Source organism: Desulfovibrio inopinatus DSM 10711, assembly GCF_000429305.1.
Lineage (GTDB): Bacteria > Desulfobacterota > Desulfovibrionia > Desulfovibrionales > Desulfovibrionaceae > Alteridesulfovibrio > Alteridesulfovibrio inopinatus.
Window position 1 is genome coordinate 69171 of the sequence record NZ_AUBP01000002.1, and the last position, 26389, is coordinate 95559.

A 26389-nucleotide genomic window follows, 5' to 3' on the forward strand; every position below is an offset into this window, starting at 1 on the left:
GGACGTATGTTGCGTCCATATGTGTACGAACCGTCAAACTATGGGAAGTGAAGAACCATGGTTGAGATCATACTCGGCGTAGTGATGTTCACCGGCGTGGTCCTTGCGCTGTGCGTGTTCATCCTGCTCGCCCGGGCCAAACTTGTCCCGAGCGGAGAGGTGAGCATCGAAATCAACGGAGATCCGGAAAAAAACCTTTCGGTTAGACCCGGTGCAAAACTCCTTGGCGCATTGGCCGAAAAAGAAATATACATTCCTTCCGCTTGCGGTGGGGGTGGCTCCTGCGGGCAGTGCAAATGTAAAGTTCACGAAGGTGGCGGCGATATTCTGCCCACAGAAACCTCGCATGTCAGCAAGCGCGAAGCCCGCGAAGGCGTTCGTCTTGCCTGCCAGGTGAACGTTAAACAAGACATGAAGATTGAAGTTCCGGCAGAAATCTTCGATATCAGAAAATGGGAATGCACGGTTAAATCCAACATTCCGCGCGCGACCTTCATCAAAGAACTTACGCTGCAGCTGCCTGAAGGCGAAAATGTCGACTTCCGCGCTGGTGGTTACATCCAGATCGAAGCTCCGGCGCATACCGTCCACTACAAAGATTTCGAAGTGGGCGATCGGTTCAAAGACGACTGGGATAAGTTCAACTTGTGGCGCTACACTTCGGTGGTCAAGGAACCCATCATGCGGGCCTATTCCATGGCCAACTACCCCGAAGAAAAGGGCATCATCATGCTCAACGTGCGCGTTTGTCCGCCGCCTCCGTTTGCTCCGGATGCGCCTCCGGGACAAATGTCCTCGTTCATCTACAACCTTAAGCCCGGCGATAAAGTTACCATTTCCGGTCCGTACGGTGAATTCTTCGCCCGCGATACCGATGCAGAAATGATCTTTATCGGTGGTGGTGCTGGTATGGCTCCGATGCGCTCGCATATCTTTGACCAGCTCAAACGCCTCAGCTCCACGCGCAAAATCAGCTACTGGTACGGTGCTCGCAGCCTGCGCGAAATGTTCTATGTTGATGAGTTCGACAAACTCGCCGAAGAGTGCCCGAACTTCTCATGGCATGTCGCGCTGTCCGACCCGATGCCTGAAGACAACTGGACCGGATACACCGGCTTCATTCACCAGGTCCTGTACGAAAACTACATTAAGGACCATCCTGCTCCGGAAGATTGTGAATTCTATATGTGTGGGCCACCGATGATGGCTTCCGCTGTGGAAAACATGCTGATGTCTCAGGGCGTGGAAAAAGAAAACATCATGTATGACAACTTCGGTGGCTAAGTCTCAACCGAATTGAAAACGACATGACACTGCTTGCGTCGGGGAAGGATGGCTTCCCCGACCAGCAGACGCGTTCCGTGACGTATGACTGAATCGTTCGCAATGATTCGCAGTTATAAGGAAAAGGGTATGAAGCGGTTATCGGGTTCTTTGGTCTCTCTCGTCACGCTCATCGCTTTGGTGTGTGTTCTTGGCGGTTGCAGCGGTGAATCCGAGCCCGTGCGGCTGCAGGGACAAGCGATTGGCACGACATATTCCGTTGTCGTCTATGGCCTTCCCGACGGTATGTCGAACGATGCCTTGACGAAAGGCGTTGGACGTGTCGTTGCTGATGTCAATGCGGTAATGTCTCTGTTTAAACCCGATTCCGAATTGTCCCGTTTCAATGCCCGCCAAGGGCTTGATTGGTTTCCCGTCTCCAAGGAATTAGCCGAGGTCGTGCAAACGGCTCAAGCGGTAAATAGGATGACGGACGGAGCGTTCGATATCACAGTCGCTCCACTGGTCAATTTGTGGGGGTTTGGTCCTGATAAACGACCGGATGTCATCCCACCCGATGCCGAGATTGAAGAGGCGTTGCATAGTGTCGGATCGAATCTCGTTGAAGTGCGTCTCGATCCACCGGCACTCAAGAAGCTCAAGTCAGGCATTACCCTTGATTTGGCCGCTATTGCCAAAGGGTATTGCGTGGATGCGGTAAGCAATTGGCTCGATAGCCACGGTGTTACCGCGTTCATGGTGGAAATCGGTGGGGAAGTTCGGACCAAAGGTACAAAGCCGGGCAATATACCCTGGCGAATTGCCGTGGAAAAACCGGTGACTACGGAACGTGCCATTCAGGCCGTTATCACGCTTACCGGTAAGGCTATGGCGACATCGGGCGATTACCGGAATTACTTTGAAGTAGACGGTAAACGCTATTCCCACATGATCGATCCGACCACGGGACGTCCCATCACCCACACGCTTGTTTCGGTCAGCGTAACAGATGATACCTGTACTCGTGCCGATGCCTTGGCTACAGGCCTCATGGTACTTGGACCGGAAAAAGGTATTGCTGTTGCGAAAAAAGAAGGATTGTCCGCGTTTTTCATCAGCAAAACGGCGGATGGATTCGTTGAGACCGCAACGGGCGATTTCCCCCAACACGAAACACTGAAGTGAGAGATATACCATGGAAACACTCATGCTGACGGCCGCTATTTTCGCCATCGCCTTTACGGGCTTGGCTGTCGGAGTCATGTTTAAACGCAGCTGCATCCGTGGTTCCTGCCATGGTTCCATCCAGGCCGCGGATGGTTCGGGCTGCAAATGCGGCAAGTACGACTTTGAAAAAAAATGCACTGAAAAGAAGGCGCATTAACCGAAGCCACCGCGAGAGGTGACTGGGGGAACCGATATGACAAGCCAGACCGCCAGAGATGTCATTGATCAGACCAAAGCGTTTCACAAAAAGTTGGGTAATTTTTATCAAGAATTGTCCGACAAGGTTGAACGGGAGCGGGTCAAGATTTTGCTCGAATATATGAGCCGGCATCACGACAACTTGGCCGCCATCATGGACGAATATGAAGAGAGCGTGTCCGAAAGCATTTTGGACACGTGGTTCATGTACGTGCACAAAGAGTGCGATCTGACGCCGTTTTTCGATGCCAACCTTGGTTCGGATATGACGGCCCAGCAGGTTATCAAGGTTGCCATGGAGCTCGACCAGTGCCTCCTGGAAACCTATGAAGCTATGTTGCAGAACGAAATTCCTGACAATGTCAGCGAAGTCTTCCAGAACATGCTTGAAATGGAAAAACAAGAAAAGATAGCTCTGGCCAAAGATGCACTCATGATTGAAGATATGTAATGTGTCGGCCCCCTTGGGCCAATACATGGGATATGTGTATATACAACGCCCTTCTCCATATGGAGAGGGGCGTTGTTGTATTAGATAGGCAGGAAAACTGAGGGAAATCCCTTTTGTTGTTCTGTAAAGAAAGCTTTTCGTTCCTACAACGAATTTCCGTTAGTATTGCAACGGAAATTCGTTGTAAAGACGGAAGAAAGTTGTTTTATCATTCTGTTTGATTTTAATTAGCCAATAATATTGATATGTTACGATGGAGATATTTTGTTGGCACAAGGATTGCCTTAGCACAAGAAGTATAGAGGGTGCAGTGCAATACCTTATAACAGAATTGCGAATTGCACTATTCCAATATCCAGTTAACTACAGGAGTACTAATATGTGTGACAGCAATTCGCACGACAACGAATGTGGCCATCAGAGCGAACAAAATATCTCAATGAAAAATCAAAGCGTATCTCAAGCTGTCCGCTGTCTTTTTCGAGACACGGTGAAACGAAAAACTGAAAATTGCTCCGTTTGCTTAAAAATGAAAAAAACCGCAGGATTAAAGACAGATCAGGGTTCCGATTACTCTTCAAATGAACCATGCGATATGGACTTCGTTGCTGCTCAAAATCTGGTTCAGATCATCGCGACAGAACAGAAGACACAAGGTGATCGCACGGAAGAACTTTTATTGGCCTTGAAAAAAACAACGGAAAATGAAGCCAACCAAGCGAATTTAGTCAAGACAAGAGTCATGGATTATGTCGATCTGTTTCATCTTTCCAGTAAAAACAAAACAGTGGAGAAGCTTGCAGAAGAACTTGCTGAAATTCTTCTTGAAGATATAAACCGAGACGTTCCGGGTGAAAATAAAACCCTTGAAGCGCTTGCTCCACCTGAACGCAAGATGGTGTGGAATAATCTTGGAGTACTTCCGGCAGGACAGTACTATGAAATGATTCAAGCTTTGCACCAAGTAACAAACGATGACCAAAACGATTGGCGCAAAGTTATGGATGATTTTTTCCGTCTTGGAATCACGCTTTCTATAAACAGCGTTGGCGGAGGGACTATTGCCCAGGATTGTCTTTTCAATCTCCCTCGGCGTACCGATACCAATATTAATCTTGGTGCGCTCAAAACGGAGAGCGTGAATATTGTCATCCACAGTTGTACCTTCGAAATGGCGTCACAAATAATTGAGGCCACCCGATCGGAAATTTTCACAAAAATGGCCGAACAAATGGGAGCGAAAGGGATTCAGCTTTATGCTGTCGGCTCTTCCGATCCATCGTCTTTAAAATCGTTGGACAGTATCATTCCCTTGTCCGATGAAAGTCTTTCGCAAATTGTCATTGCTACAGGAGCAATAGATTTGTGGTTAGCAGATACTCAAAATATTTTTCCTGATACCATAGAAATTGCTCACTGCTATAACACAGCCGTTGTCACTACGGATAAATCAAACTCTTTACCCGGTGTTGAATGCATTGATTCCCAGTGTGATCAAGAAGAGATAGAAGCATGTCGAAAACGAGCAGACAAAATCATTACTCGGGCTCTCGAAAGCTACAAAAAGCGTTCTGAAGTCAAACGCGCCGACTTTCCTCATACTATAGAAGCGATGCTTGGATTCAACTTGGAATCATTGAAACAGCGTTTTGGGAGTATGTCACCAATTGCTTCGGCCCTGAACACTGGAAAGATAAAAGGCATCGTCAATTTCGTTGGGTGTTTGAACCTCAGCGAACATTTCGAGAAGAAACTCACTGATATTGTCGATATACTACTAGCAAACAATATTCTCGTATTTGCCAGCGGCTGCGCCTCCCTTCCTTTAATGGAAAAAGGATATTGCTCCACAAACGCACTAGATAAATGTGGTGAAGAACTACAAAAATACCTCAATGGCAAATTTCCACCTGTATGGCATTTTTCTCACTGTGTCGACGACGTACACCTCATGTTACTTTTTAGAGAAATTGCTAAATACGTCGGGCACCCGGTAAAAAAACTTCCTCTTGCAGAACTTACTCTGGAGTTTTCCAAAGAAAAAGAATTTTGTTCTGCACTTTTTTCGCGTATGATTGGAATCAATTCGTATCATTGCACATCAGTACCTGTATATGGGGCAAAAAAAGTTCAAGAATTACTGTGTGATGGTACAAAAGAGTTATTTGGGTCTAGTATGATTGTTGAAGCTGAACCAAAAAAACTCGCTGAAAAAATAGTTACAGACATCGATACAGCAAGATCAAATATCTGCTGGAGATAATTCTACGCAACGACACTGGCTCCCCTCCTTATGCGTCACTCAGACCTTTACCCCTAAAAGGTCTGAGTGGCGCATCTCCCAAGACTGAAAAAACGTGAAAGCAGATTTGCTGCAAATACAGTCTGTTTCTACGTTTTCTGTTTTGCTAATACAGCACATTGCTTATTTTTAAGTGTCTGTGCCATGGATTTCGATAGTTCTCTTTGAAACCAGCGATGAGAAGTCACCAAACCACTCTCAAGAACACAGAAAATGAGATTCTTTACCGAGCATCAATTCAAAAATACATTTTTCCTTTGCTCATAGACAGCATAGATCGACTTATTTTGAAAACCAAGGAATCTCGTAAGCTCCTACCAAGAAGCGCGTAAACTTTGTTTTTGAGCATAATTTCAAAAAACTACCTCCAGACCGAAATAACTAATAGAAAGTATTTATTGAATTTTTTTAAGAACAATTTGTATTGTAATGGCATAGTATTTTATTTAACCATTATAACATGTCTGCTCAACAAACATTCCATTTTAATATTATGGAAATACAGTCACTTATCTTAGAAATGGGAGAACAGAGATCGACGAGTACACTCTTCCCTCTCATTGTAAAACGACTTTTCCAATTTGAAGAAATTTCTCTTGTGAGGATATGGCTTATAGACAATGGAGATATTTGTTCATCGTGTCTTATGATTAATGAATGTGAACGCAATGACAAATGCCTACATCTAGTGGCCAGTGCGGGGTGCTCTTCTTGTGATCGTTCTGCAGACTGGTCCCGCTTGGACGGAAAATTTAAAAGGTTTCCTATGGGTGTTAGAAAAGTCGGACACATTGCTGCAACAGGAAAGCCCATTGTCGTGGAATCAATATCGGAAGATTCAAAATGGATAGCGGATCAGGATTGGGCAAAGAAGGAAGGGATCAATGGATTTGCTGGGCAACCAATGCAATTTCACGATAAGATTCTTGGTGTATTGGCTATTTTCACTAAAACTCGAATTACTCCGCCTGCTTTAGCTGTCTTAAATATTATTACAAATCATGCGGCTACAGCACTTGTGAATGCCCGTGCCTTTGAAAAAATAGAAGAACTAACAACGCAACTTGCAGCGGAAAACAATTATTTACGTGAGGAATTGCAAGGAGTTGCGTCCCATGGTGGATTTATAGGCCGCAGTGCAGCACTGGAAAGAATGATTCAACAGATTGACTTAGTGGCCCCGACTCAAGCCAACGTCCTTATTCAAGGCGAGTCTGGAACAGGAAAAGAGCTTGTTGCACGAGAACTGCACCAACGAAGTGAACGAAGAAATAAACCCCTCATTAAAGTCAATTGCGCATCAATTCCCAAAGAACTTTTTGCCAGTGAATTTTTTGGCCATGTAAAGGGAGCGTATACAGGAGCACACACCAATCGGGAGGGAAAGTTTGGGGCAGCTCATCACGGAACTCTTTTCCTTGATGAAATAGGTGAAATTCCGCTTGGACTGCAAGCTCAATTACTTCGAGTTCTTCAAGAAGGTGAGTACGAACGAGTCGGCGAAGAAAAAGTGCGCAAAGTGGACGCTCGAATTATTGCGGCAACGAATCGGGATTTGCAAAAAGAAGTAGAAGAAGGACGATTTCGTGAAGATCTATATTTTCGTCTCAATGTTTTTCCCATCATTGTGCCACCACTTCGAACGAGAAAAGAGGACATAGCTCCTTTGGCAAATCATTTTCTCAAGTATTTTTTAGCGACCATGAATCGGCCATCTCTTTTGTTTACACCGGAACAAATTTCTCAGCTCGTTGAGTACGACTGGCCTGGGAATATCCGAGAACTCCAAAATATTGTGGAACGCTTTGCCATTTCATCTGCAGTAGACTCAGCGCAGCTCGAACTTCTTCACGGGAAAGCCAAGCCCACTCAAATTCCTTCACATATTTGCTCATCTGACATGTTAGAACCTCTTTTGACTGAAGACGAAATGATCCGACTGCAGATTAACAACATCGGAAAAGATTTAGAACGATGTAACGGTAAAATATATGGAGAAGATGGTGCTGCAGCTTTATTAGGATTAAAGCCAACAACCCTTGCTACACGAATTAAAAAATTCAAGATACAAAGAACAAAAAGGATAGGATGAAATGAGTATGAGGAGTCTGATTGTTTTTTTAAAATTTATTGCAATAAATGAACTTCATGCTGATTTGAATACATTGAGAGTTCAGAAAATCGACAGACTAGGCAAAATGAACTGAAATCACGACTATAGAAACAAAATATGGGCACTCGAGTTATGATGCTGTTTTTTGTACGCATGTTGGATTAACATAAAGGTAATAATTCCCATCTTCCCCTTTCCAAAATTTGGCATGAGTTTGTATTGTCCCATAAGGTGTTCTTTTTTTATAGGCTACGCTAGTCGGACCTGAAATATTCCCAGTGTCTTGAATTTTCTTAACAATCCTCTCCGTACAATGTCGTATTCTCGACCAGTAAATGCAGAAACCACGCAGAAAACCGGTCGAAACGATGCAGCATTTGGCGGGAGAATCATGAGGGCGAAACCCAAGAAACAGCCGCAGGGGACATTTCTCTACCCGGACCTTTTAGACCAGCTCAACCCGAAAGATCCGCTTCTTCAACTGGCCAATAGAATCCCTTGGGAGCGGTTCGAAAGGGAGTTCGCCGGGCTCTACAGTGACCAGGGCCGACCGGCCAAGCCTACTCGACTGATGGTGGGGCTGATGCTTCTCAAGCAGATGGAAAACTTGAGCGACGAACGAGTCGTGGAAGCATGGATCCGAAATCCGTATTTCCAGGCGTTTTGCGGGATGAGCGAGTTTGCCCTGTGATCCGACGGACCTGATCTATTTCCGCAAGCAAGTGGGTGAGGATGGAGTACGTCTGATCTTCGAAGTCTCTGTGGCGATGCATGGAGACGACGCCAAGGAACGCGAGATCACGGTGGACACCACTGTCCAGGAAAAGAATGTCACCTTCCCCACCGACCTGAAGCTTCTGAGCAAAATCATTGAGGGCTGCCGCAAGATCGCCGCGCGTGAGGGAATCCGGTTGCGGAGGAGTTATCGGCGTGTCCTGCCCAAGCTGCGGATGAACCGGATGAAGATGGGCAAGAAGGCGAAGAAGATGCGGAGAATGGCAGGCGCCCTGATTCGTGAGCTTCATCGAAAATTGCCCAAGAAGGCATTGGAACGCCATCAGAATCAGCTTGATCTGTATGAACGGGTCAAAGGGCAAAAACGGACTGACAAAAACAAAATCTACAGCCTGCATGAGCTCGATATCTTTTGCCTTTGCAAGGGAAAGACAAGCAGTACGAGTTCGGACGCAAGGCGTCCATTGCGGTCACGAAAAGCACGGGCATCATCGTCGGCGCGTTGAGCTTCAATGAAAACATCTGCGACGGGCACACCTTGCCGGACGTGCCCGAACAGTGTTGGACAATCACAGAGATATGTCCGTCCGTTGCGATCTGCGACCGTGGGTACCGGGGCCTGAAACAAGTTGGAGATGCACAAAATCCTCATCCCGAAGCCGCCGAACAAGGAGGACTCGCGACACCAGCGCCAGAAGGCCCGGCAACGCTTCCGCCGCCGAGCAGCCATCGAGCCAGTGATCGGCCATCTCAAGCACGACCACCGCATGGCGCGGAGCTACCTCAAGGGCGCGGTCGGGGACACCATCAATCTGTTCATGGCATGTGCGGCGTTCAATCTCAGAAAGCTGATGCGGAAGCTGGGAAGTCTTTTTGCGCTCCTGGCGTTTCTGCTCCTCGGAGGAGACTCAAACCAAAGACCGGCGGCAAGCATCGCATAGGCGTTAAAACGGTTTTTTCAGGCTCGACTGATTAGGATCAAAGAGCAATTGCCTGAAGTGAAGAACCGGTTTCCCTTTGCAAAGGCGAATCAAAAATTCTCAATTTAGTGATGAACATTTTGATATTATTGAAATATTTTAAAGGTGAGGAGGGGAGGTGTCAATAAACACGAAGGGTACTCTGGCGATATTGGGGAGTTCAAGAGCTCTGAGTGGAACAGGTTACGCTTCGAGAAGAACTTTTGAGAGAAAGCAAAGTCTTCCTCCTTTATCCCGATATCAAGCATCTCGATCAGCTATTGGTCGAGATGTCATTTTGAGACGACAGGATACGAGATAAACATCATTTATGAGAGATTTTTACGTCATTTTTGGGAGCAACATACTGAATTATTTATTTTATATTATGATAGAGTTGTGTATTTGAAAGAAATTGAAAATTGTGTCGTTCTGACAATTTGTGTTCATTGCATGTGTCAAAATAGACCATGACTGGAATTTTGAATAACGATAGATAATTGTATGGAAAAATACTCTCTACGCCCCATGTTTATTACTCTGCTATGTTGAAGAATAAACATGATGAATCAAATTGACCCAGCTATTGATTGACTGATCAATGCAAAGACCCGTCTCGGGTGGGTGCACAATTTTGTCATACATTTTGCATAATAACTCGCAACAGATGGGGGGATATTGTAGGATTTCAACATGATGTGAGGGAAATGGTATGACGACGGCTTTACTCGTAGTAATTGCGGTAATGTGGATTCCTGTTGCGCTTTTAAACATTGGAAAAGGGGAAGCAAAAGGAACAGGGGCTGTATCCGGCCTCGTCGGTCTCGTTGTCATCATTGGGGCGACTATTCAAGCCGCGGTCTTCAATGATGCATTCACATCGGCTTTGTTATATGCACACGGTATTCTGTATTGTTGCGTTGCATATGCACTCTTGGTTGGATTGGAAGATTTACGATCGGTAGGGAATGTCAGTTTAGCTGTTGCTATTATTTCTTTCATTTACATGGCTCTTTTCTACACAGGTGGGCCTGTGATGGAAGATGGCAAACAGTTGGTTGCGCCGAGCAACTATCTTGCCATGGCTTGTTTGGGATATTTCATTTTGACATTTGAGGTGTGGTTGGCATTTCACGGCAAGTTGAAACCGCATGTCGTGGCCTGGTCATTGTTATTGTGGGTGCCTATTGGTCTGTGGATTCCCGCGTTTTGGCTCATGGCTTCCGGGACGCTTCCATTCTAACAGACAAAGAGGATGGTTCATTGTGTTGCGTTGATGAAGCACAGTGGGTCGATATGTAACACCCCATGATCGGGGTTGGCCAACTCCCCCTCCCCCCTCCCGATAAGCCGGTTGTAAAGGTGTGGCAGCCGGCTGCATTGCAAGCTTCTCTTTTTCGAAACAGAGCGTTCTATGCTCTCCGAAACGCATTTTTGGTGTGTTGGCTTTGTCTGGCGGCGTTCTTTGCTTCAGGTTCATTTTCATCTTATATGGCCCACTTTTGCGAGAAATCGGAACGAAATCCATCGATTTCTTCGATGCCTCATCATGCGCCTGTCTCCGTTATTTCAACTGATTTCTGCCTTCATTCATCAAAACTTTGTTTTGGTGGATGGTATCATTTGCGTATCCAGCATTGAGTTGTCGAACACATATCACGATGGGGATGTAGGCAAGGAGTGTCAGTGGTATGGAGAGGTGGGGAATATGGGTTGCAAATACTGCGAGAGGCGTTAACCAGAAGATATTTATGGCGCTGATTGCTGTGGTTGCAAACCCATGGGACGTGCGTTGAGCGAGGTGTTGATAGGCGTGACTACGATGTGGTTGTGTCCAGCGAGCCTTGTTTTTGATACGCACGACAAGGGTAATGGTGCTGTCGGTGATGAATACTGCGAGCAATATAAGCACGGATGCTGTTGAAACGCCGTTCGGCGGATTGAAAAGAAAGAGTGCATAGATTGCTCCAAGAAAAACGCTGCCGACATCTCCCATGAAAATTCGGGCGGGCGGAAGATTGAAAATAAGGAAACCAGCGGATGCCGCTATAGTGATAACGGCCAGACACGGCACGGTAGAGCCATGCACAACGGCTATAAGAATGATGCCCAGACAAACTGTTATGGCTTCACATGTGGCCAACCCATCGATTCCGTCCATGAAATTCGAGAGATTGAAGAGCCAGACCGCGCAGAACAGACACGGAATGAACATGAGAATAGAAGAGAATGGAGGAAGGGAGAGCGCAACAAGAATACTGGCCGCACTGCATTGAACAATGAGCCGGCTTATAACAGAGAGCTGGCGATGATCGTCAATAAATCCAACGCACGCCAAAGCTGTTCCTCCAATGAGCACTGGAAACGCGGTGGATGCATTTAATTGCCCAGCAATATACATACTTAAGGTACTGATAAGCGTTGCGACAACAATGCCAAGTCCACCCCCGCGCGGCGTCGGAATAGTATGCGAGCTGCGCAATACGGGGATGTCTATAAGGCGTTTTCGCGCATAATCTAGGGTGAACAATGTGACGGTGCATGAAATACAAAACGTAATAAAAAAAAGTGTAGTCATAGTTATCGATCGTTAGTCCAATTTGTGGTTATTGGACGTCTGAAGGCGTTGACATATATGCAGGAGTTTTTTAGCTGCAGCATTCCACGTATATAATTCTTCCGTGCGTTGCCTGGCAGTCTTGCCCATTCGTAGCCGCATCTGACGGTTTTCAATGCACCGCGCTAAGGCGTGACTGAGTTCTGGAATATCATCTTTCTCGACAAGCAATCCACTTCGTTCTGAATCAATGAGTTCTTCGTTGCCAGCAATACGCGTTGCAATGACCGGCAACCCCGACGCCATCGCTTCCAAAACTGCATTGGACATTCCCTCGTCGCGTGAAGAAAAGACAAAGAGATCAGCTTGACGATAGATATCGGGGAGTTCGTTCCGAGATGCCCAGCCATAAAAGGTAATATTTTCGGCAATACCGAGTTGAATGGCGAGTGCTTCGAGCTCGGCACGTTTGGGGCCGTCGCCGACAATGGTAAAACGCCATGGCGTAGAAAGGGTCTTGGCACATTCGGCCAGAGCGCGCAGTGCGATATCCATCCCCTTTTGGTGCGTTAATCGGCCGACACTGAGCACATTGACCGGGCTATAGTTTTCAGGTTTCGTATCCTCATTGTGCGAGATGACAGGAGAGAAGAGCTGTCCATCCACCCCATTTTCCACAATATCGATAGATACATCAGGAGCAGAGGAGAGTGCCAAATCTCGCAGCCCCGTACTATTGGCTATGACGGCATTGGCTTGGTGCCAGAGAAATCGGATACAGGGGCCGGTAAGACGATGAAACAACGCCAATTCCCGAGGTTGAAAGCCAGGAACATCACCTCCGCGTAAGAGGACGGCGTAGGGGACATGGAAACGCCACTTGAGAGCAAGACCAACCGGGCCGCACGGGATGCCAAAAAAGCTCAAACAGACATCGGGACGGAATGTCGTTGTTATGGTCTTTACTCGCCACAACGCTGAAGTTGTAAATGCAAGCATTTCAACAGGAGTGCAGCGATCAGCGTGTTTTCTCCATGTGGGAATGCGTATGACCTCAAATCCATCAGTCTGCTCTTGTGAAGGAAGATCGCCGAATGCGCTGGTGAGAACACAGACCTGGCAACCGAGTTGAACAAGCTCTTTGCTGAAAAATCGGGTGGCATTTCCGGCTCCGCCTCCAAGCGGAGGGTATTCATAATTGACGAGCAGAAGACGCATAAGATGCCTACGGTGTTGAAGTGCGCACAAAAAACGGAATTCTACGAGCTTTTCATCATGAAGATTGATAAGCTCGTTTTAAGTACATGCCATCGTTGATTCACGGTGTTTGATACAGTAACAGATTAATAAAAAGCAACAAGGAGACTCCATCATGCGTATTGTCGGCATCTTCATGCTTTTTTGTGTCTGCGTGTGGCCTCATTCCGTGGTTTTGGCGCAAGACTCTGTTAAGCTGGGGGTGATCGCCGCCAAAACGGGAGATGCATCCTCATCGAACGCTGACTTGTTTTTAGCTGCCCGGTATGCTGCCGACCAAATCAACGCGACCGGAGGATTACTCGGAAAACTCGTCAAAGTCTTGGAGTTCGATAACCAAAGCACCGCCATCGGATCAGTAAAAGCCGCGAAACAAGCCGTTGACGCCGGGGTTGATGTTGTCATTGGAGCTTCGTGGAGTTCCCATTCCATGGCGATGGCTCCTGTGTTGCAACAGGCTGGTATTCCGATGATCAGCCCTATTTCCACCAACCCCGATGTCACTCTGCTGGGAAATTATATTTTTCGTGTATGCTATACCGATCCGTTTCAGGGAAGTGTTATGGCCAAATTTGCCCGTGAAACATTGCATGCGAAAACCGCAGTAATTTTAGTCAATGTAAGTCGGAAGTATAGTCTGGGGCTGGCTGATTTTTTTGAGAAGGACTTTGTTGAACTTGGTGGTGTCGTGTTGTGGCGTGGAGAATTTCTTCTTGATGTCACGAATTATGCCGAACTCCTGAACAAAACGAAGGAATTGGACCCAGATGTTCTGTATATTCCAGGTGATTACCGTGACTCTGCCTATATCATAAAACAAGCACGACACATGACATTACGCGCAGTGATCATGGGAGGAGACGCTTTTGGGCTGCGTCTTTATTCGTTGGCTGGTCCAGCCGCCGAAGGTGTGTATTATACGACGCATTGGCATAAAGATAGCTCGAATCCCGTTTCTCAACGCTTTGTTAAACAGTTCGAAGCAACGCATGGGCCTATACTACAAACAACGATACCGCTGACCTATGATGCTGTCATGGTATACGCCCATGCAGTCAAGCAGGCGGGGACAACGGAGAGGGCCGCCGTACGTCAGGCTTTAGCTGAAACAACAGGATTTCATGGTGTTACTGGCGATATTACTTTTAATGCTGATGGAGACCCCGTCAAATCGGCTGTCATCGCCACACTTCAAAATGGAAAGGTTGAATTTATTAAAAATGTTCTTCCATGAGGAATAATATTCGGAAAAAAATGCAGAGGTCATGATGCTGCCTTTAATGTGTATTCGTCGTCTTTGCTTTTACATTCGTTTTCAGTTAGCGGTAATAAAAATGTATAAATCGATCATAATACCGATCTTAACCAGGATGGGAGTGGGGGGATGTAGTAGACCCCCCTGTATTTCACAATAGACCTTTACGGATACAGTCAATGGCGAAAACGCTTCGATGGAAGATAAACGGTGCAATACTTGTCACCTTCGCTATGTTGGCTGTAATTTTTTCGGCTGTCCTCCTTCCTTTTCAACAAAGTCGTTTAAACGCTGCCCGTGAAAAAGCCCAAACACTCTTAGCGGCTGTTGTCTCCGGGAGTAGAGATCGTTTAGCCAATGCGGTCTTTGAGGATCGGAGAGCTGCCATACGTATGCTGATGGACCAAATGGCACACGTTCCTGGAGTCATGCAGGTCTGTCTTTTCAATATGCACGACGAGCTGTTGTCCACAAGCGGTAATGGGGATCTTTGCCAACAATGGGTTCAAGAAATGAAGATCGACCCCTTACCGAATCTTTTTGAATATGACGACAGATGCAGTGGGCAGCATTGTTTGGTGTATGCAGTTCCGGTCATGGCCATTGGTGATGTCTTGGGGCATCTTGTGATTTCGTTTTCACTGGCCGATGTTGAATTGGCCCGAAGCCAGTATTTCACTCTTTTTGTCGGCCTCCTCGCGGCGATGTTTGTCTGCCTGATTGTCTTCCTCAATTTTGTTCTTTTTAAAACGATTATTCGTCCTTTGGCCGATATGGGGAGGACGATGGAAAGTATTACGAAAGAGGACAGTGGGCAACGAGTTATCATTGTTGAAGAAAATGAAATCGGGAGCCTGGCCCGGAGTTTTAATCGTCTGCTTGATCGGCTTCAGAACAAGCAGGATACTCTTGTCCGCGCTGAAAAACGATATCGCGATATCTTTGAAAATGCCGCCGAGGGAATTTTTCAAGCCGGCCCGACCATGGACATCGAACGAATCAACCCGGCCATGGAGAGTCTTGTCGGGCCAGGTCCGCATCAACTCAGGGATCTTTTGCCCGAGCCAGGTGGTTTTTTTGAACTACTTGCGAAGAATGGTGTTGTTTCTGCTGCCGTGATGCCAGTAATCGGGGCAGAGGACAGGCGGTTTTACGCGGCTGTATCCATGCGTGTGGCCTATGATGCTTTGGGAAATATTGCGCGGTATGATGGCTCATTTCTTGATGTGACGGCCCAAGTGGAACGCGAAGAAAGCGAGCGGCAACGCCGGGCGGCGGAAATGTCGACGAAAGCAAAGAGTGAGTTTCTGGCCAATATGAGTCATGAAATCCGAACTCCGATGAATGCAATCATCGGGTTAAGTCAAGTCGCACTGGATGCAGGACCACCACCACGGCAGCAGCACTATTTCGATTCCATCAATAAAGCAGGAAAGTCTCTTCTCAATATCGTCAATGATATCCTCGATTATTCCAAAATCGAAGCTGGGAAATTGTCTCTGCACCCCGTTGAAGTCGAGCTTGATGATGTTTTGACAAACCTTATTGATGTGCTGAGCATTCCGGCAGCCCAAAAAGGCCTGGATCTCGTTATCCATACAAGAGACGGCGTACCGAGATTTATGGAAACCGACCCTGTGCGTCTTGGCCAGATTCTGATCAATCTTGCAGGTAATGCGGTCAAATTTACGCCATCCGGTGCAATTATTGTCGAAATTGCTCTTGAGGACGAACGTCAAGATGACGTTGAATTGCGGTTTTCCGTCCATGATACGGGTATTGGCATTGCTCCAGAGTTGCAAGAGAAGCTTTTTGCTCCATTCACACAGGCAGATTCCAATACAACCCGACTTTATGGGGGAAGTGGACTCGGGTTGTCTATTTGCAAGAGCATCATTGAAATTATGGGTGGGAAATTATGGCTTGAAAGCAAGCCTGGAGTTGGCAGCCATTTTCACTTTCAGGTGCGTTTTCAAAAAGTGAACAATGCGGAGCCGTTCCCACAATGTGACCCGGCGTTGATTGCTGCTCCGGTTCTTTTGGCTATTCCGTCTGCAGCAATACGTTCAGCCATAGGTGAAGTTCTCGAAGGCATGGGCATTGGAACCGTTGAAGCTGAGGATATGCAATCGGTTCAAAGAATTCTTGAGGATCGAAACTTTTCTCTGGTAATATTTGATTGCGGGAGCTTCGGAAGTGAAGGACTTGTTGCGTTCGTGCAGGCACACGATTCTTTGCCGGTCCTTCCTTTGATGCCGGTTGATGATCGTGAAACAATACTTTTTAAAGCATGTGAGTTAGATTTGCGTACTGTCGTGAATACACCTTTTACCCGAACCAGCTTGATACAGGCACTCAATGAGCAGTTTGATGCACAGCAAGGCACCATTTTGCGAGCGGTGTGCTCGGCGAATGCTCCCAAAAAACCGAAGTCCGTTTTTCCACACGCACGGGTTCTTGTTGCCGAAGATAACGCCTTCAACCGGATGCTTATCAAGGAAATTTTACAACAACGCGGTATTGCACCGGTCATGGTTCAAAATGGCCGTCAAGCCGTGGATGCAGTACTGTCTGAAGCGTTCGATCTCGTGTTTATGGATGTTCAGATGCCGGATATGGACGGTCTTGAAGCAACAATAACTATTCGTGCACACGAAGAATTCGCGAACTTGCCCATTGTGGCTCTTACGGCAAATGCGATGGAAGAGCACATTCATGCGAGTTTTGCAGCGGGCATGAACGCACACTTGACCAAACCGTTTGAACCGCAACGAATAGAAGAGATTCTGCTACAGTATCTGAAACTTGACATTGATGACGATGCCCCTGTGGTGAAAAATAAGGCTGCAGGAAGTATGACGGTTTGCCAACGTCCCGATCTTGATCTTGATTATGCAAAAGGACTGATCGGCGTGGATGATTCAGCGTTATCGAAACTGCTCGTCGTTTTCCGTACGGAAATCAGTTCCGATATCGAAAAACTCAACACCACGTTGAAGGATCAGGACTGGGACCAGGCTCTCAAAATTTGTCACGCTATTAAAGGCGCCTGCCTCAATCTGGGAGCACTCAATCTGTCCGAAGCGGCCCGGAATCTTGAATGCCATCTCCAAGCAGGGGATTACGCTCATGTTTCGGTTGCCTTTGGCGAATTTCTCAATATTTTCAATATACTTCTTCAGCACCTTGATGAATTCTAACCGTGGTGCTCATCAAAAATATGGGGACAGGCGAATTAAGTTAAAATTGAATGAAGATGATAATGGACATACCCCAGAAAGGCTTTGACTCCTTTTTCATGTCCAAGTGATGAGTGGTTTACGTTGTATGCAGCGGCGGAAACGCGCTTTCGGTGCACGAGCGTGTCGGTTTTCGATAAGACGAGATATGTTGAATCAAACCGAATAGGTGGAAATGGTTGCGGGAGTCCTTGTGCTAAAGACTCTCAGCCAATCGTTTGAGGGAATACATATCAAGACCGGAGATATTCTTCGGTGATCGCGTTTTTGCTCCTGGGAGACGAAGCTTTTTGGCGATACTGCGGATAAAGGATTTAGAACCGATGATACCAGAGTCTGTAAACCACCGACTCCGCAAAAGAAATCTATCGGCCCTGGTATATTCATAATCGGACTGACGAGCACGTTCAGCAAGATCAGCTTGAAGCGATCTGCCTTTGGGAGATTCCAGTATTCCCGTTTCATACAGGAATTCTCGATACAAGCGTCGACGTTCAACGATATCGTCAATATCCCAGTCTGTTAACCCAAAGTCGAGACTGAGAAAATCATCATAGTTGTCGGTTTGAAGATGATAACCGATGGAACACCACCGATAATCCTCCGGGCGTCGAACAAGACCAGCCCTGACTGGGTTGAGATCAATGTAAGCCAAACAATTGACGAGTGTTTGGCCATTTTCAACAAGAACGCTTTTGAAACGTTCTCCCCATAAAGTGCCACGCCGAGTATGACGGACATTGTAAAATCGCGAGAATGTTTGTTTCACTTCACGCATGAATTCGGACAGGCTTGTCCATTTGCGTCGCAACATATTGAGTTGTTGTTCATTGGGATGCGCATCCAGCCCGTAACACATTCGAAAGCGGTCTTGTATCGCGTGGTCCGATACGCTTTCAGCGGGCATGAAACGTACGAGAAGATGGAAATGATTTCCCATCAGAGCAAATCCGAGAATATCGCAAAAATAGATTGTAGCGAATCGTTTGATAACGTTGAGTAACGCGTCTTTTTCCACGTCGCCGAAAGGAAAGCCGTCAAGCGCGGTTCGGGACATGACATGATAAACAGCGGGGCGATCATCAAGCAACAGTCGGGCAGATCTGGGCATAGGGGCCTCATGACATCAACGGGTTGAACGTCTCACTCATCTTTCATCAGATAATACAGCTTTCGTCAACATAATTCGCCTGTCCCCTTCTTTGGCGTCTTGATTCCATGCGCGGTTCCATGTATCGACAGAACTTCCGCGGTGCGGCCGGTTGGCCGCTTTTTTTCATCCCTCAAGCGACTTCGCGGAAAATTTCTCGGAAAAGGACGTTTCATGGTAGATATTAATATGGAAGAAAAGGCTGAATTGCGCACTCTCGATGCGTTGGGTGATTGGCGAAGAACACATACGTGCTGTCAGTTAACCGCAGCCGATATTGATACGGAAGTCTGCCTCATGGGCTGGGTGCAGTTTCGCCGTGACCATGGTGGGCTCATTTTTATCGACCTGCGTGATCGCGAAGGTCTCACTCAAGTCGTCTTCTCCCCTGATGAAAATGTTTCGGCGCACGAGCGTGCTCACGTTTTGCGTGTGGAATACGTTATTGCCATCAAGGGGGTTGTCCGCTCTCGTCCTGAAGGCATGCTGAACCCCAGTATGAAGACCGGGGAAATCGAAGTCGAAGTCAGCGACTGGAAGTTGCTCAATACCTCCTCCACTCCTCCGTTTACCGTGGAAGACCGTGTCGAAGCTTCCGAGGCCTTGCGGTTGAAGCATCGCTATCTCGATTTGCGCCGGCCCAAGCTTGCTGCCAACTTCATCCTGCGTAACCGTGTGGCGCAGTCGGTGCGTCGTTATCTTGATGGCCTCAATTTTCTTGAAATTGAGACGCCTGTTCTGACCAAGAGCACGCCCGAAGGTGCTCGTGACTTTTTGGTGCCGAGCCGTCTCAATCAGGGTGAGTTTTATGCCCTGCCCCAGTCGCCGCAGCTCTTCAAGCAGATGCTGATGGTCTCCGGCATGGAACGCTACTATCAAATCTGCAAATGTTTTCGCGATGAAGACTTGCGTGCCGATCGTCAGCCTGAATTTACGCAGATTGATATCGAAATGTCGTTTGTCGACGAAGAACAAGTCATGGGCATGGCGGAAGGCATGGTACGGACTCTTTTCCGTGAAACATTGGGCAAAGAACTGCCCGATCCGTTTCCGCGTATAACCTTTGACGATGCCATGCGCGATTATGGCCTCGACAAGCCCGATATTCGTTTCGATCTCAAGCTTGTCGAAATTACCGACATCATGCGTGGCTCCGACTTCAAGGTCTTTGCCAAGGCGGAAATGGTCAAAGGGATGCGTGTTCCCGGCGGCGGTGTTCTCTCCCGCAAGGAAATCGACGACCTGACGGAATTCGTTTCCATCTATGGTGCCAAAGGACTTGCCTGGATCAAGATCAAAGAAGACGATTGGCAGTCGCCCATTGTCAAATTTTTCAGCCAGGCCGAACGTGATGGTATTCGCGACCGCATGGGGCTTGTTCCCGGTGATATCGTCTTTTTTCAAGCCGGTGCCCCGGAAATGGTCAATGCGGCCTTGGGGAACTTGCGTATCAAAATGGGCGAACGATTCGAGCTTATCGATGAATCGTCCTTCGCACCGGTTTGGATCACGGACTTTCCGTTGTTCGAATACGATCCCGAAGAAAAACGCCATGTTGCCCGTCACCATCCGTTTACCCAGGTGGCCGAAGGTCATGCCGATATTATGATGTCCGCTCCGGACAACGCCAAAGCGCGAGCTTACGATATCGTTCTCAACGGCTACGAAATCGGTGGTGGTTCCATTCGTAACCACAATATCGAGATGCAGAGAAAGATGTTCAGCGCGCTCGGCATCAGCGATGAAGAGGCTGAATCTAAATTCGGCTTTCTCTTGTCCGCCCTGGAATTCGGTGCACCCCCACATGGTGGGATTGCCTTTGGATTGGATCGCCTTATTATGATTCTGTGCGGGGCGAAATCGATTCGCGACGTCATCGCCTTCCCCAAAACACAGAAAGCAACCTGCCTTATGACCGAAGCGCCGGGCGAAGTCTCGTCTCGTCAACTTCGCGAATTGGGCATTAAATTGCGCGAGAAGCCCAAAAAAGACGATTAGTTCAACATGCCAAGATCGCTTGTAAAGTATCCAGATCCTCGATTGGCCGAGAAATGCTCGGCCATTGAGGAAGTCACCCCCGAGCTTCGTGCTCTGGCTGAGGAAATGGCCGAAATCATGTATACCAACGAAGGGATCGGCCTTGCCGCTCCCCAAGTTGGTGAATCGTGCCGGCTTGTCGTTATCGATCTCAGCGGACCGGAAAAACGCGAGGACCTGCATGTTCTCGTCAATCCGGTTATTGTTGAGAAAGAAGGCGAAACCGAATTTGAAGAAGGCTGCCTGAGTGTCACCAATTATCGCAGTGTGGTGCAGCGTGCCGAGAAGGTCAAAGTGCGCGCCACGGATTTGGATGGCAACCTCATGGAAATTGACGCCGATGGTCTCTTGGCGATTTGCCTTCAACATGAACTTGATCATCTCGACGGTGTTCTTTTTATTGATCATATAAGCCGTCTCAAACGTTCGCTCTACGACAAGAAAGTGAAAAAATGGGCCAAGAAGAAAGAACAGAACACGACGTCCAGCAACGATTAAATGCCGTATTTATGGGAACTCCAGGGATTGCCGCCGCAATTTTGCAACGGCTCCTGGATGATGATGTCGTCAATATAACAGCCGTCTATACGCAGCCCGACCGTCCGTGCGGACGCGGGCAGAAATGTCAGCCTTCAGAGGTCAAGAAGCTGGCATTGGAGCATGGTCTTCCCTGTTATCAGCCTGTAAATTTCAAGTCTCAAGAAGCGATCGACGAACTGGCCGCACTTGCTCCGGATGTGCTTCTTGTGGCCGCGTATGGTCTTATTCTTCCTCAGGCTGTGCTCGACATCCCCCGACTGATGCCGATCAATGTCCATACATCGCTTCTGCCCAAATATCGTGGAGCTGCCCCTATCCAACGCGTTATTCTTGATGGTGAAACCGTTACGGGGGTCACGATTATGCGTATGGAAGCTTCAATGGACACCGGACCGATTTTACTCCAACGTGCCATGGGGATCGGCCGTGATGAAACTGCCGGTCAGCTTCATGATGACTTGGCAGATCTCGGTGGCCGCCTCCTGGTCGATGCTCTCAATCGGCTTTCGCTTGGAACACTCAAAGAGTTGCCTCAAGATCATGGTTTGGCCACCCATGCAGCCAAAATTGAAAAATCCGAAGCCGAGATCGACTGGTCCGACACGGCGCAGAATATTCATAATCGGATTCGCGCCATGTCACCAAAACCGGGGCCTTTTTTCTTCATGAATATTCCTGGTCAGTCTAAACCGGTGCGTCTTATTGCTGATGTCGGCGTGCCCGGCGAGCCCTTGGCGGAAGATGTCCCGCCTGGCCAAGTCTTGGGAATGGTGGACAATGCGCTTGCCATTGCCTGCGCTGATAGAAGCTACCTGCTGCCCGGAGTGCGACCTGCCGGGAAGAAGCATCAAGATGCCAAGGCATTCTTTTGTGGATATCTTGCCAAATGTGACGGTCAAGCCGCATGTGGGCCGGAAGCCTTGTCTGACAATGAGGGTTCTCACGCTTGAGGCGGCATGCATTTGAGCTGCCTATGTCTCCGGCGACGAAGGAGAGTCATGCTTTCCAGGCGCCTCAACAGAGTCACATAAATTGAGCGTAGCACAACCATGCTTCGATCCATGAAACTCTGTGGCATGTGGGATGTCGGCTCTATGCAATATCGAATTGATGCCTATATGTTTGAATCTGGAGTAACAAAAGCGAGATGGAATCGGCATGATCTGATTCCAACACCCGTGTAAAGATATCCAACTGGTCACACTCCGGCCGTCTTCTCCTCTCCCCGTTGAAAAAGTTTGTGGAGAAGGGGAACAGAGGAGAGGAGAAGAGGGATGAACCCACTCCTCAAAAAGGGTTTCTTCTCTCTTCTCCTCTCTCTCTCTGGCCACCGGAGGCCAAAAATGGAGGCGATGTTGGAGCATTCTGAGGATTCCCGCAAACGGCTTTTTATCGGACTGATTACGGGAACGTCCGTCATTGTCTGTATCTGTCTGTTTTTACTGTGGTATGTGCCAGTCATCGGATTGGCTAATCTGCATCCGGCGGCTCCATGGGGCCTTGGTGTTCTTGTCGGTGCACTGATTCTTCTTGTCTTATGGAGTGGCATCGGTCTGTCGTTGAGTGTCGCTTTGGGCAAGAGTTTGCCTTTTACCAAGCGATTGCGTGGACTGACTATCAAACTGTTTCTTCCTGTGATGATCCTGCTCGGCCGACTCGTCGGGATTAACAAGGAAAAAATCCGCAATTCCTTTATTAAGGTCAATAATGAGCTTGTCGCTACAGAAGGTATTAAAGCACCGGCAAAAAAAATTCTCATGCTCTTGCCGCATTGCCTGCAAAGCAGCACATGTGGCGTTCGTTTGACCTATGATATCAACAAGTGCAAACGGTGTGGAAAGTGTCCCATTGATGGTTTGATCGACTTGGCTGAACGGCGAGGTGTGGAAATTGCTATTGCCACAGGCGGAACCATTGCGCGACGTATTGTTGTGCAAAAACGGCCAAGAATTATTCTGGCCGTTGCATGTGAACGCGATTTATCCAGCGGTATCCAGGATACGTACCCCATTCCGGTGTTTGGAGTATTGAATGACCGACCGCATGGACCGTGCCTTGACACGCTCGTTTCCATCATGAATTTGGAACACGCCATTGATCTCTTCGTGAAAGACGAAGATACGTCGGGCACACACGCATCGTAGCAGATGCGGGTCCGGTACGCTCCGCTCCGGATTCGAAAACCAGTATACCGTTTCTGAAGCGTAAAGGACCGTCATGTCGCACGATTTTTTCCCTCGTCAACCTGTTCCTCCGGCTCGCCGCGCCGCTCGCGACATACTCGTTCTTGTTTTTCCATGGATAACAGGAGCACAACGGCCTGCACAGGATATTCAGGCTGCTGTCGATCAGGTATTGTCCTCAGCGAATATGAACCCCGCCGATGCCGGATTGGCTACACAGGTTGCATACGGGTATTGTCGGCATAAAGGGCGCATTGAGTTCGTGTTGCGCACGTTTTTGCGCTCTCCCGATCGTATTGAACCGGAAGTCATGATGCTCATGGGGATGGCGGTGTATGAAATTCTACTGCTCGACCGTATCCCCGAGTATGCTTCAGTGGACTGGGCTGTCAGTTGGATCAAAGCAAAGTGGGGTGGCTCGCAAGGTGGGGTGGCCAACGCCGTATTACGTCGTGTATGCCGTGAACGTACCAGCCTGTTGGATCCAGACTTCTATCGAGTGAAGGCATCGCTCAAAACATTTCTCAGCCGATTGTATTCCTGGCCTGATTGGCTTGTTAAGGTGATGCTCGATGCATACGGCCCGAAAATCGAAGCCTTTCTTGCCGCTCAAACGAATGAAGCACCCCTTGGATTGCGTATTAACGGAAATGCTTCCGGTGCGAGGTCATATTACAAACTCCTCGCAAGCCAACCGGAATGTGTCTACGCCCATTTTCCAACCATTGCGATGGCGCCAGGAGCTGCGGACATTACGCAACTTGGCCCCGGTTTTGAGAGTGCATTGGCGCGTGGCTTGGTGAGCCGTCAATCCGCGGCATCGCAGGCTGCTCTGGCCGCCCTGTTCCCGGATCATTGGCAGGGACCGGTATTGGATGCATGTGCAGGGAGCGGGGGAAAAAGTTTCTATCTCATGGAAACAACCGATCTTGAACTCTGGTGTGCCGATGTCCATACGACCCGGCTCGGGCGGATTGTAAACGAAGCAAAACGTCTTGGCCTCCCTCAACCTCCTCGGTTCGTCGCACGAGCCGATGCGCCGTATCCCCTGAAGCGTGATGTGAAAACCATTCTTTTGGATGTTCCCTGTTCCGGACTCGGTGTGGTGGCGCGCCGGCCTGACGGGAAATGGAAACGTTCACGCGCAGACCTGAAAAAGGTTATCAAAACTCAGGCTGCTATCCTCGACAATGCCTTTGCTGCTCTTCCCAAAGGAGGCCGTCTGGCCTACCTGACCTGCACCATTTTGCCCGTTGAAAACCAAGACCAGGTGGCGTCGTTTATTGAACGAACCCCTGGGGCAAAACTCCTCCTTCAAAAACTCCCCGATCCTGAATCCCAATTGAACGAGTTTTTTTACGCTGCGTTGATTGAGAAAATGTAAACAATTCGAACACACCCGTTGTATTTGTTCTTATATCTGACATGTATTCATTGTGATATGTATGAAAACGCCATGATTTGTACGCAAGAGGTATAAAAATATAAAATTGGTTGTTTTTGGTATTGCTTTGCGCTCATTTGAAAATACCTGTCTAATGCGTGAGAAGTTGGAGATATTCTGAGGATCTTCCACGGACTTTCACATTTTTCTCTTTGGAGAGAGCCGATTATGGGATTGATTCTTTGAGTGGAGTCATTCTCATGTTTTTATTATGGAAGAATAGTGATTAGATATATATTGTAATCAATGGTTATGGTATATGTGCGGCAGCAGGATATTTTAGGTATGAATTTTCCTTCGTGTTACTGTGTGTGCGTACATGCCGACAGGAGCGCTTCAAGGTTGTCGTATATGAGGAACAAATCAATAATCATTGAAGGTTGCATCCTTTTAGGTATTGCTTTTCTTTCCCTTGTTTTGTTGGGAACATCGAATTTTTTCGAGCAGTTTCATGTCTTCAGCCGACAGCATGAATCGTGGAACCTCGATGATATTTTACTCAGTTTTCCTGTCTTCCTCTTGTGTTTCATTATTTTTATCACTCGACGCCTTCGCGATCTTCGGCGTGAGATAATCAAGCGTGAGCAAGCTGAGAAGGCGGCGTTAGCCGCGGAAGAAAGAGCACAGGACGCCTTGAAGATGAAGGAACAGTTCATGTCCGTTGTTTGTCATGAATTGCGTACACCACTGAATGGCGTGCTCGGTATTTTAACGATTCTCAAAGATGAAGAAGGGGGGACAGATGATACGAAACAGCTTGTTGATCTTGCTTTGCAACGGGGAAGAGATTTAGACCAACTCATTGATGATGTATTGTTTTTCGTGCGTATGGGAAAAACTCGTGTATTCGATGCGTTTTCTGAATTTGATCCTCAAGCGGTGATTTCAACCGTCCATTCTATGGTTTTGCCACAGGCGGAAGCAAAAGGCTTGTCTATGCCACCTCCGGTTATGGAGACACCGGACATGCTTGTCGGGCTAGAAAGTGGAATTCGTCATATTGTGCTTAATCTTGGAGAGAATGCCGTTAAGTTTACCGATAATGGCCATGTGTTTATTCGTCTTTCGTATCAGCCTGAATCCGAGAAAGACGGGCAATTGATCCTTGAAGTTGAAGATACTGGTCCAGGCATTTCTGCAGCGGATCAGGCGCAAATTTTTGAACCATTCAGGCAACTCGATGGTTCTTCGACCCGTAAAAATGAAGGAATAGGGTTAGGGCTAAGCCTTGTGAAAGAGCTTGTGAATGTTCTTCACGGGGAACTCATTCTGACGAGTACAGTCGGGAAGGGCTCAACGTTTCGCGTAACACTGCCTGTTTCGAAGCCGTAAGAACAAAAGGAAAACGCAATGTGTGCGTTTTTCTATCATGTTTTCCGCGTGTACCTCCTTACCCAAAAACTCCGCGTTTTCTTTCATCCTCCTGTATTGACTTGGTAAAACGAGAGCTTTTCAATTCTTGAAATCGAGAAATGCCTC

The 26389-nt window shown here is 47.7% G+C and carries 18 protein-coding genes and 1 pseudogene; 16 read left to right on the forward strand and 3 right to left on the reverse strand.

Annotated features, from left to right (window positions below; all coding sequences use genetic code 11):
- Positions 1–57 precede the first annotated feature (57 nt).
- The 8 genes and pseudogenes from nqrF to G451_RS0102725 all read left to right on the forward strand — a co-directional run bounded on the left by nqrF (position 58) and on the right by G451_RS0102725 (position 10491).
- Positions 58–1284 carry an NADH:ubiquinone reductase (Na(+)-transporting) subunit F gene (nqrF, locus tag G451_RS0102670; RefSeq protein WP_027183060.1) on the forward strand — a complete coding sequence of 409 codons (1227 nt, stop codon included), beginning with the start codon at positions 58–60 and terminating at the stop codon, positions 1282–1284.
- Between the two features lie 129 nt (positions 1285–1413).
- Complete coding sequence (locus tag G451_RS0102675) at positions 1414–2448, forward strand: FAD:protein FMN transferase (protein ID WP_027183061.1); 1035 nt, start codon at positions 1414–1416, stop codon at positions 2446–2448.
- A 10-nt stretch (positions 2449–2458) separates the two neighbouring features.
- Complete coding sequence (locus G451_RS27135; RefSeq protein ID WP_034640502.1) at positions 2459–2647, forward strand: hypothetical protein; 189 nt, start codon at positions 2459–2461, stop codon at positions 2645–2647.
- A 36-nt stretch (positions 2648–2683) separates the two neighbouring features.
- Positions 2684–3139: a ferritin family protein gene (locus tag G451_RS0102685; RefSeq protein ID WP_027183062.1), complete on the forward strand. Its 456-nt coding sequence runs from the start codon at positions 2684–2686 to the stop codon at positions 3137–3139.
- Positions 3140–3518: 379 nt separating this feature from the next.
- Positions 3519–5402, forward strand: coding sequence for an anaerobic carbon-monoxide dehydrogenase catalytic subunit (locus tag G451_RS27140; RefSeq protein ID WP_051261060.1), 1884 nt, complete (start codon positions 3519–3521; stop codon positions 5400–5402).
- Positions 5403–5901: 499 nt separating this feature from the next.
- Positions 5902–7533 (forward strand): sigma-54-dependent Fis family transcriptional regulator, encoded by a 1632-nt coding sequence (locus tag G451_RS0102695; protein WP_027183063.1) that lies wholly within the window; start codon positions 5902–5904, stop codon positions 7531–7533.
- Positions 7534–7945: 412 nt separating this feature from the next.
- Positions 7946–9152: pseudogene (locus G451_RS34920) on the forward strand (IS5 family transposase); the annotation flags it as partial.
- 808 nt (positions 9153–9960) lie between these two features.
- Entirely contained in the window at positions 9961–10491 is a 531-nt protein-coding gene (locus G451_RS0102725) for an AmiS/UreI family transporter (protein ID WP_027183066.1), read from the forward strand.
- A gap of 321 nt (positions 10492–10812) precedes the next feature.
- Here the strand turns inward: G451_RS0102725 and G451_RS27150 are convergent, their stop codons facing one another.
- Positions 10813–11826 (reverse strand): MraY family glycosyltransferase, encoded by a 1014-nt coding sequence (locus G451_RS27150; RefSeq protein ID WP_051261061.1) that lies wholly within the window; start codon positions 11824–11826, stop codon positions 10813–10815.
- 12 nt (positions 11827–11838) lie between these two features.
- On the reverse strand, positions 11839–13023 hold the full coding sequence (locus tag G451_RS27155; RefSeq protein WP_051261062.1) for a glycosyltransferase family 4 protein: 1185 nt from the start codon (positions 13021–13023) through the stop codon (positions 11839–11841).
- Positions 13024–13177: 154 nt separating this feature from the next.
- Between G451_RS27155 and G451_RS27160 the strand changes: the two genes are divergently transcribed.
- Positions 13178–14296, forward strand: a complete 1119-nt coding sequence (locus tag G451_RS27160; RefSeq protein ID WP_051261063.1) for an ABC transporter substrate-binding protein — start codon at positions 13178–13180, stop codon at positions 14294–14296.
- Between the two features lie 200 nt (positions 14297–14496).
- Positions 14497–17517, forward strand: coding sequence for a hybrid sensor histidine kinase/response regulator (locus G451_RS0102745; protein ID WP_027183067.1), 3021 nt, complete (start codon positions 14497–14499; stop codon positions 17515–17517).
- 235 nt (positions 17518–17752) lie between these two features.
- Here G451_RS0102745 and G451_RS32165 read toward each other — a convergent pair whose 3' ends face one another.
- On the reverse strand, positions 17753–18667 hold the full coding sequence (locus G451_RS32165; RefSeq protein WP_027183068.1) for a transposase: 915 nt from the start codon (positions 18665–18667) through the stop codon (positions 17753–17755).
- A 213-nt stretch (positions 18668–18880) separates the two neighbouring features.
- Here G451_RS32165 and aspS point away from each other — a divergent pair, with 213 nt between their 5' ends.
- The 6 genes from aspS (at position 18881) to G451_RS0102785 (ending at position 26242) form a co-directional block, all read left to right on the forward strand.
- On the forward strand, positions 18881–20704 hold the full coding sequence (aspS, locus tag G451_RS0102755; protein ID WP_027183069.1) for an aspartate--tRNA ligase: 1824 nt from the start codon (positions 18881–18883) through the stop codon (positions 20702–20704).
- A 6-nt stretch (positions 20705–20710) separates the two neighbouring features.
- Positions 20711–21241: a peptide deformylase gene (gene def, locus G451_RS0102760; protein ID WP_027183070.1), complete on the forward strand. Its 531-nt coding sequence runs from the start codon at positions 20711–20713 to the stop codon at positions 21239–21241.
- Positions 21196–22233, forward strand: coding sequence for a methionyl-tRNA formyltransferase (fmt, locus tag G451_RS0102765; RefSeq protein ID WP_084448327.1), 1038 nt, complete (start codon positions 21196–21198; stop codon positions 22231–22233). Before def ends, fmt begins: the two co-directional genes overlap by 46 nt.
- A gap of 393 nt (positions 22234–22626) precedes the next feature.
- On the forward strand, positions 22627–23427 hold the full coding sequence (locus G451_RS27170; protein ID WP_051261137.1) for a DUF116 domain-containing protein: 801 nt from the start codon (positions 22627–22629) through the stop codon (positions 23425–23427).
- 73 nt (positions 23428–23500) lie between these two features.
- Entirely contained in the window at positions 23501–24850 is a 1350-nt protein-coding gene (locus tag G451_RS0102780) for a transcription antitermination factor NusB (RefSeq protein WP_027183072.1), read from the forward strand.
- 411 nt (positions 24851–25261) lie between these two features.
- The gene (locus G451_RS0102785) at positions 25262–26242 is read left to right on the forward strand and encodes a sensor histidine kinase (RefSeq protein ID WP_027183073.1); all 981 of its coding nucleotides are present in this window, start codon (positions 25262–25264) and stop codon (positions 26240–26242) included.
- The last annotated feature ends 147 nt before the right edge of the window (positions 26243–26389 follow it).